The organism is Betaproteobacteria bacterium (assembly GCA_016791345.1).
In the GTDB taxonomy this organism is placed as follows: domain Bacteria; phylum Pseudomonadota; class Gammaproteobacteria; order Burkholderiales; family JAEUMW01; genus JAEUMW01.
In genome coordinates this window covers 1-7,751 of the sequence record JAEUMW010000179.1, presented here as the reverse complement: position 1 = coordinate 7,751, position 7,751 = coordinate 1, and the positions used below count along the sequence as shown (strand labels likewise).

Annotated in this window: 9 protein-coding genes; 3 read left to right on the top strand and 6 right to left on the bottom strand. The window is 67.4% G+C overall.

Going from position 1 to position 7,751, the window contains the following annotated elements; translation table 11 throughout:
* From JNK68_06990 to JNK68_06975, 4 genes are all read right to left on the bottom strand, one after another.
* Window positions 1-204, bottom strand: a 204-nt coding sequence (locus JNK68_06990; protein ID MBL8540102.1) for an aminotransferase class V-fold PLP-dependent enzyme, incomplete at its 3' end; no start/stop codon positions are given.
* A 13-nt stretch (window positions 205-217) separates the two neighbouring features.
* Window positions 218-700 (bottom strand): Fe-S cluster assembly transcriptional regulator IscR, encoded by a 483-nt coding sequence (iscR, locus tag JNK68_06985; GenBank protein MBL8540101.1) that lies wholly within the window; start codon window positions 698-700, stop codon window positions 218-220.
* An 86-nt stretch (window positions 701-786) separates the two neighbouring features.
* Window positions 787-1,524 carry a serine O-acetyltransferase gene (gene cysE, locus JNK68_06980; GenBank protein MBL8540100.1) on the bottom strand — a complete coding sequence of 246 codons (738 nt, stop codon included), beginning with the start codon at window positions 1,522-1,524 and terminating at the stop codon, window positions 787-789.
* 33 nt (window positions 1,525-1,557) lie between these two features.
* Window positions 1,558-2,292 carry an RNA methyltransferase gene (locus tag JNK68_06975; protein MBL8540099.1) on the bottom strand — a complete coding sequence of 245 codons (735 nt, stop codon included), beginning with the start codon at window positions 2,290-2,292 and terminating at the stop codon, window positions 1,558-1,560.
* Between the two features lie 45 nt (window positions 2,293-2,337).
* Between JNK68_06975 and JNK68_06970 the strand changes: the two genes are divergently transcribed.
* Together JNK68_06970 and mutS are read left to right on the top strand one after the other, a co-directional pair.
* Complete coding sequence (locus tag JNK68_06970; protein MBL8540098.1) at window positions 2,338-3,171, top strand: inositol monophosphatase; 834 nt, start codon at window positions 2,338-2,340, stop codon at window positions 3,169-3,171.
* Window positions 3,172-3,270: 99 nt separating this feature from the next.
* Window positions 3,271-5,808, top strand: a complete 2,538-nt coding sequence (mutS, locus tag JNK68_06965) for a DNA mismatch repair protein MutS (GenBank protein MBL8540097.1) — start codon at window positions 3,271-3,273, stop codon at window positions 5,806-5,808.
* Between the two features lie 83 nt (window positions 5,809-5,891).
* Here mutS and JNK68_06960 read toward each other — a convergent pair whose 3' ends face one another.
* Together JNK68_06960 and JNK68_06955 are read right to left on the bottom strand one after the other, a co-directional pair.
* Window positions 5,892-6,374: a peptidylprolyl isomerase gene (locus tag JNK68_06960; GenBank protein ID MBL8540096.1), complete on the bottom strand. Its 483-nt coding sequence runs from the start codon at window positions 6,372-6,374 to the stop codon at window positions 5,892-5,894.
* A gap of 66 nt (window positions 6,375-6,440) precedes the next feature.
* A complete protein-coding gene (locus JNK68_06955) occupies window positions 6,441-6,908 on the bottom strand; it encodes a peroxiredoxin (protein MBL8540095.1) in 468 nt (155 codons plus the stop codon).
* A 103-nt stretch (window positions 6,909-7,011) separates the two neighbouring features.
* On the opposite strand from JNK68_06955, the gene JNK68_06950 reads away from it, so the two are divergent.
* Window positions 7,012-7,751 (top strand): cupin domain-containing protein (locus JNK68_06950; GenBank protein ID MBL8540094.1); only part of this gene is annotated, 740 nt, incomplete at its 3' end.

Genomic DNA, 7,751 nt, shown 5'->3' with positions numbered 1-7,751 from the left:
CGTGAAGATGACCTGGGAAGGTTGAACCGAGACGGCCGCTGCGACCTGCTGGCGGGCGCGGTCGACCGCACGCAGGGCGGTGGTGCCGAAGCCGTGACGGCTCGCGGCGTTGCCATAGTGCTGCCGCAGGAACGGCAGCATCGCCTCGAACACCGGCTCGGCGATCGGCGTGGTCGCGTTGTGGTCGAGGTAGACCGGCGTCACCGTGGGGCGCGAATCACACCGGCAGACCGGGTATCGCGTGCTGGATTTCGGCCTCGGAGCGCTCGCGGCGCTGGAGGGCAACAATCTGACCGTTGCCTTCGCCACGGGCCAGGTCGTCGAGGCTGACCGAATGCAGGTAGTCGAAGATGACCTTGTTCAGGTTCTCCCACAGGTCGTGGGTCAGGCACTTCTGGTCGTCCTTGCAGTTCTGCAGGCCGTGGCAGCCGGTCGCATCGATCGGCTCGTCGACCGCCTGGATGATGTCCGCGACGGTGATCTGCGGCAGGGCCTTCGCCAGCCGGTAACCGCCGCCGGGCCCGCGCACGCTGGACACCAGTCCGTGCCGGCGCAGTCTGCCGAAGAGCTGCTCGAGGTAGGAGAGCGAGATCTGCTGTCGCTCCGAGATGTCCGCCAGGGTGATCGGGCCGTTTCCGGTGCGCATGGCCAGATCCATCATCGCTGTTACGGCAAACCGCCCCTTCGTCGTCAAGCGCATTTTCTGCCTCCACGTGGAGTCGACACGAAACAGTCGGTGGCCTCCTATCCCGACGAATCTTTTCGACTTTTCGATTACCGGACAACTTAGTCAACAATTCGATTGAGGTAGTTCGCGTCGAACTTGTCGGCAGTCGCTTTTTCGTCTTCGACGGGGACGCCCAAGCGCTTCAACTGGGCCAGGATGTATTCGATGCGGTGATCGGTCTCGACCGTATGGTCGATCATCTGGTGCATCGCCTTGACCATCGGGTCGTTCATGTCGCCGCTCACGGCGTAGGCCGGGAAGCCCGCAATCTGCTCCGCGGCCATGCGCTCGTCCACGATGCGTGCGGGAATGCCCACGGCGGTGGCGCCCGGCGGCACTTCCTTCACCACCACGGCGTTGGAGCCGATCTTGGCGCCGTCCCCGATCAGAATCGGGCCGAGGATCTTGGCGCCGGCGCCGACGATGACGCCTTTGCCCAGGGTCGGATGGCGCTTGCCCTGTTTCCAGGAGGTGCCGCCCAGGGTGACGCCGTGATAGAGCGTGCAGTCGTCACCGATCTCGGCGGTCTCGCCGATCACCACACCCATGCCGTGGTCGATGAAGAAACGGCGGCCGATGCGCGCGCCGGGGTGGATCTCGATCCCGGTCAGCCAGCGTCCGATGTGCGAGACGAAGCGCGCCGGCAGCTTGAATCCCGCGCGCCAGAGACGGCTCGCCAGGCGGTGGAACAGCATCGCGTGAAAGCCGGGATAGCAGGTGATGACCTCCCAGGTGCTGCGGGCGGCCGGGTCGCGGTCGAAGACGACGGCGATTTCTTCCTTGAGGCGATCGAGCATTGCAGTGCGGAAAAGTCAGCTTGACCCGCAATTCTAGTCCGCCTCGCGCTGCGCCTGCATCGCCTTGAGCAACCCGCGCAGCAGCGACACTTCCTCCTTTTCCAGGCGCGCGCGCGTGAAGAGGCGTCGCATCCGCTGCGACAACCGCCGCGGCTTGCGCGGATCGAGGAAACCGGTCTCGCGCATCACCTCGTCCAGATGCAGGTGGAAGGCTTCCACCTCCTCGAACGTCGCCGGCTCGTGCACCTCGCTCTCAGGCAGGCCGCCGGCGCCGGCCGCCACGCGCAGTTCGTAGGTCATGATCTGCACGGCGGCGGCCAGGTTGAGGGACGAGTACTCGGGATTCGCCGGGATGTGCAGGATGCGCTGGCAGAGATTCACCTGCTCGCGCGTGAGTCCGCTCGATTCGCGCCCGAAGACGAGCGCGACATCGCCGGCCTGCGCTTCGGCGAGCAGCAGGGGTGCCGCCGCGCGCGGCGCGAGTGTCGGCTGACCGAGCTCACGGCTGCGCGCGGTGAGCGCGGCGGCGAACACCGTGCCGTACAGCGCGTGTTCGAGGCTCTCGCAGACTTGCGCACGCTCCAGCACGTCGCGCGCGTTCGAGGCGCGGGCGTCCGCTTCCGCGTCGGGAAAGTGGCGCGGTGCGACGAGATAGAGCCGCGTGAGACCCATCGTCTTCAGCGCCCGCGCAGCCGCGCCGATATTGCCCGGATGCGTCGTGTCGCAGAGGACGACGCGGACCCGGTCGAGCAACGGTGCGCCGCTCATAATAGAATCTGCGCTTTCCATTTCCGCCCGTTCCCGCCGATTCCCATGCACCCGATGCTCAACACCGCGGTGAAAGCCGCGCGCCGCGCCGGCGCCCTGATCAATCGCGCCAGCGGCGATCTCGACCGCATAGCGGTGCAGGACAAGAGCTGCAATGACTTCGTCACGGAGATCGACCGCGCGGCGGAGGCCGCGATCATCGACGTGCTGCACGAAGCCTATCCGAGGCACGCGATTCTAGCAGAGGAGAGCGGGCGCACCGGCGCGTCAGATTACGTCTGGATCATCGATCCCCTCGATGGCACCACCAATTTCCTGCACGGGCTGCCGCAATATTCGGTGTCGATCGCGCTCGCCGAGCGCGGCGTGCTGTCGCAGGCGGTCGTCTACGATCCCTCCCGCAACGAGCTCTTCACGGCCAGCCGCGGCAGCGGTGCCTATCTCAACGACCGGCGGTTGCGCGTGAGTCGCCGCACGCGCCTCAAGGGGTCGCTCGTCGGCACGGGATTCCCGTATCGCGAGTTCTCCCACATCGACGCCTACATGGCGATCTTCCGCGACCTGGTGACGACGACCGCCGGCCTGCGACGCCCCGGCTCGGCCGCGCTCGATCTCGCCTACGTGGCCTCGGGTCGCTACGACGCCTTCTTCGAGATCGGGCTCAAGCCCTGGGACATCGCTGCTGGTGCGTTGCTGATCACCGAAGCGGGCGGCCTCGTGGGCGATCTCGAAGGCGAGAACCGCCATCTGGAATCCGGGCACATCGTCGCGGGCAACCCGCGCGTGTTCGTGCAACTCGTCCAGTTGATCGCGCCGCACCTGACGCCGGCGTTGCGCGCGCAGCCGAGCCCGGCCGGGAATCCGCCGCAAGCCGGCTGACCGTTGAACCGGCGCGCGCCAGAGGAAGCTGCATTGGTGGCGCAGGGTGGTGCTGGCCCGCACGCATCCGCGCCCGCCGCGGAAGCCGGACACACCCCGATGATGCAGCAGTACCTGCGCCTCAAGGCGCAGCATCCGGACATGCTGCTGTTCTACCGCATGGGCGACTTCTACGAGCTCTTCTACGACGACGCCCTTCGCGCGTCGCGACTGCTCGACATCACGCTGACGGCACGCGGGGCCTCGGCCGGGCAGCCGATCCCGATGGCGGGCGTGCCGTTTCACGCAGTCGAACAATACCTGGGGAGACTCGTGCGGCTCGGCGAGTCGGTGGCCATCTGCGAGCAGATCGGCGACCCGGCCACCGCGAAGGGGCCGGTGGAACGCAAGGTCGTGCGCATCGTCACGCCGGGCACGCTCACCGACGCCGGCCTGCTCGACGAGAAGCGCGACTGCCTGCTCGCCGCGCTGCACAGGCGCGAGCGCGTGCTCGGCATCGCCGTCCTCAACCTGGCGTCGGGTGCACTCAAGGTGCGCGAAGTGCGAAGCGGTGATCTCGCTGCCGAGCTGGAGCGTCTGCAGCCGGCGGAGATCCTGATCGCGGAGGGCGATGCCTTGCCTCCCAACGCAACGTCGCGCGCCACGGTGAAGACGCTGCCGCCGTGGCACTTCGACGAGGAGCGCGCTGCGCGTTCGCTTAGCGTCCAGTTCGGCACCCGTGACCTCGCCGGCTTCGGCATCACGGAGCCCGGACCCGCGGTTGCTGCCGCTGGCGCGCTGCTCGAATACGCTGCTTCGACGCAGGGCACGGCGCTCGTGCACGTGACCGGCATCGAGCTGGAAGGGGAGTCGGCTTACATCCACCTCGATGCGGCGACACGGCGCAATCTCGAGCTTACCGAAACGCTGCGCGGCGAGCGTGCGCCGACCCTGCTGTCGCTGCTCGACACCTGCGCGACGAGCATGGGCAGTCGCCTGCTGCGGCATACGCTGCACCACCCACTGCGCGACCGTGCGCACTTGTCCGAACGCATGGAGGCCGTCGCCACGCTGGTCGGGGAGGGGGGCACGGCACCATTCGCGGAGCTGCGCTCGCAGCTAGCGCAATGCTGCGATGTCGAGCGCATCACGGCGCGCATCGCGCTCAAGTCGGCGCGACCGCGCGATCTCGCGGCGCTGCGCGATACGCTCGGCGCGCTGCCCGCACTGGTGACGAGCCTGGACGCTCTGAACACCGCCGCCCTCGTGCGTGTGTGCGAGGCGGTGGCGCCGCGCGCCGAGGTGTATGCACGGCTCGTCGCTGCCATCGCGCCCGAGCCGGCGGCGCAGGTGCGCGACGGCGGTGTCATCGCGCTCGGCTTCGATCGCGAGCTCGACGAACTGCGCGCGATCGAACAGAACTGCGGCGACTTCCTGCTCGACCTCGAAGCGCGTGAGAGAGCGCGCACCGGCATCGCCAATCTGAAGGTCGAGTTCAACCGCGTGCACGGCTTCTACATCGAGGTCACGCACGCCAACGCTCAACGCGTGCCGGACGACTACCGCCGCCGTCAGACCCTGAAGAACGCCGAGCGCTACATCACGCCGGAACTGAAGACGTTCGAGGACAAGGCGCTGTCCGCTCAGGAGCGTGCACTCGCGCGTGAGCGACTCCTCTACGAGCAGCTGCTCGAAACGCTCTCACCGCAGGTCCCCACACTGCAGGGGCTCGCGCGCGGCCTCTCGGAGCTGGATCTCGTCGCGACTTTCGCCGAGCGCGCCGTCACCCTCGATCTCACCGCGCCAACGTTCACGGATCAACCCGTGATCGAGATCGAGGGCGGTCGCCATCCGGTGGTGGAGCAGCAGGTCGAGGCGTTCATCGCCAACGACACGCGGCTCAATCCGGGGCGCCGGCTCCTGCTCATCACCGGGCCGAACATGGGCGGCAAGTCGACTTATATGCGGCAGGTCGCGTTGATCGCGCTGCTCGCGCACTGCGGCGCGTTCGTCCCGGCGCGGCGCGCGCTGCTCGCGCCGATCGACCGCATTTTCACGCGCATCGGCGCCGCCGACGATCTCGCCGGCGGGCGCTCGACCTTCATGGTGGAGATGACGGAATCGGCGAACATCCTGCATCACGCGACCGAACAAAGCCTCGTGCTGATGGACGAGATCGGCCGCGGCACGTCGACCTTCGACGGGCTCGCGCTCGCCTGGGCGATCGCGCGTCACCTGCTCGATCGCAATCGCGCGTACACGCTGTTCGCCACGCACTATTTCCAGCTCACGCAGCTGGTCGAGGAATATCGGCAGGCGGCGAACGTGCATCTGGATGCGGTCGAGCACAAGGACTCGATCGTCTTCCTGCACAGCGTGGAAGAGGGGCCTGCATCGCAGAGCTACGGCATTCAGGTGGCGCAGCTCGCGGGCATTCCGGCCACCGTGATCCGCAGCGCGCGGCGCTATCTCGCGAAGCTGGAGGAGGAGAGCGCGGCGCGCCATCCGCAGGGCGATCTTTTCAGCGCGCCGTCATCGGTGGTACCGGAGGCGCCAGCACACCCCGTCGTCGAGCAACTGCGCGACGTCGATCCCGATCAGCTCACGCCGCGCGATGCGCTCGACCTGCTGTACCGGTTGAGGCGGGAGCTGGGATGACGCAGCGTTGCACGAAGTCGAGGCGAGCTGGCGAAATGGGCGGACAATTCCCCGTACCCCTGGCAAGGCAGGGGACGCGCCGTTCAGTGGTGGTGATGACCGCCGGGCCCGTGTGCGTGCCGGTGCTGGATCTCGTCACGGGTTGCCGGGCGCACCGAGGCGACGGTGCAGGCGAAGACGAGACTGCGTCCGGCGAGTGGATGGTTGCCATCGACGACGACCTTCTCGTCGGTGATGTCGGTAACGGTGAAGACGTGCGCGTCGTCCTTGCCTTCCGCGCGCCCCTCGAACTGCATGCCGACCTTGAGTTCCTCCGGGAAGCGGTCGCGGGGTTCGAGCCGCACCAGCGTTTCGTCGTAGTCGCCGAACGCCTCGTCCGGTTCGAGCTCCACCTCCACCTTGTCGCCTTCGACGCGGCCGGCGAGCGATTCCTCCACCAGCGGGAACATGCCGCCGTAGCCGCCGTGCAGGTAGGAGATCGGGGTGCGCGAGCTTTCGATCAGCTCGCCCGCAGTGTCGAACAGCTCGTATTCGAGCGAGACGACGGTGTTCGAAGAGATGCGCATCTCGGGTCTCCGTGGGCGCGCGTGAACGGCGCGTCCAGTGTCGGTGGAAGGAAGGTCGGCCGGCGCTCAGGCCGGCTTCTGCAGCAGCGCCAGCACTTCCGCGGCGTGACCGCGCGCGTTCACGCCGTACATCACGTGCTGCAGCACGCCCTGCCGATCGATGACGAAGGTCGAGCGCAATATGCCGATGCGCTTGCGCCCGTCGGACTCCTTCTCGACCAGCACGTCGTAGGCTTTGCACACCTCGCCTTCGGTGTCGGCGAGGAGCCGTACGCTGAGGCCGTGCTTGTCGCGGAAGCTGCCGTGGCTCACGCAATCATCCCTGCTCACGCCGAGCACGACCGTCTCCAGCTTCTCGAACGCATCCTGGAGATCGCTGAAGTCGATCGACTCGATGGTGCAACCCGGCGTGTCGTCCTTCGGGTAGAAGTACAGCACGACACTGCGCTTGTCGCGGAAGCTCGCGAGACTCACCGTCTCGAGATCCGCATCGGGCAAGTCGAAGGCGGGTGCTGCTGTACCAACCTGAAGCATCGTGCGCTCCGGGACGAGACTCGGCGGATTCTAACGCATTTCCCCGGCGCGCAAGCGGAGAGTCGGCGCGATCCCCGCAGCGCGGCCTTCGCGTAGGTCAGTCGTGTCGAGCCCGCTGCTGGGAAATCTTTCGTACCGCGCGTTCCTGCGCGACCATTGGCACAAGCGACCGTTGCTCGTGCGCGGCGCGGTGCCGGGGTTTCAGGGCCTCATCGATCGTCGCGGCCTGTTCGAGGCTGCATCGCGCGACGAGGTGCCCTCGCGCCTCGTCCTGCGCCGGGGCAGACGCTGGGAAGTGCGTCCGGGCCCGTTCCGCCGCCGCGATCTGGAATCGCTCCCGCCGCGCAACTGGACGCTGCTCGTGCAGGAACTGAATCATCTGCTGCCGGCGGCCGACCGTCTCATGCGCGAGTTCTCGTTCGTGCCGTTCGCACGCCTCGACGACGTCATGGTGAGTCTCGCGCCACCGGGCGGTGGAGTGGGACCGCACTTCGATTCCTACGACGTCTTCCTCCTGCAGGGAAGCGGGCACCGACGCTGGCGCGTGAGCGCGCAGCGCGATCTGGAACTCGTGCCGGGCGCGCCACTCAAGATCCTGCGGAATTTCGTGCCGGACGAGGAGTGGGTCCTGGAACCGGGTGACATGCTTTATCTGCCGCCGAGCTACGCGCATGACGGCGTCGCCGTCGACACCTGCACGACGTACTCGATCGGATTTCGGGCACCGAGCACGCAGGAGATCGCACAGGCCTTCCTCGATCACCTGCACGACACGCTGACGCTTCCCGGGCGCTACGCCGATCCGGACCTCACCCTGCAGCGCGATCCGGCGGCGATCGGCGC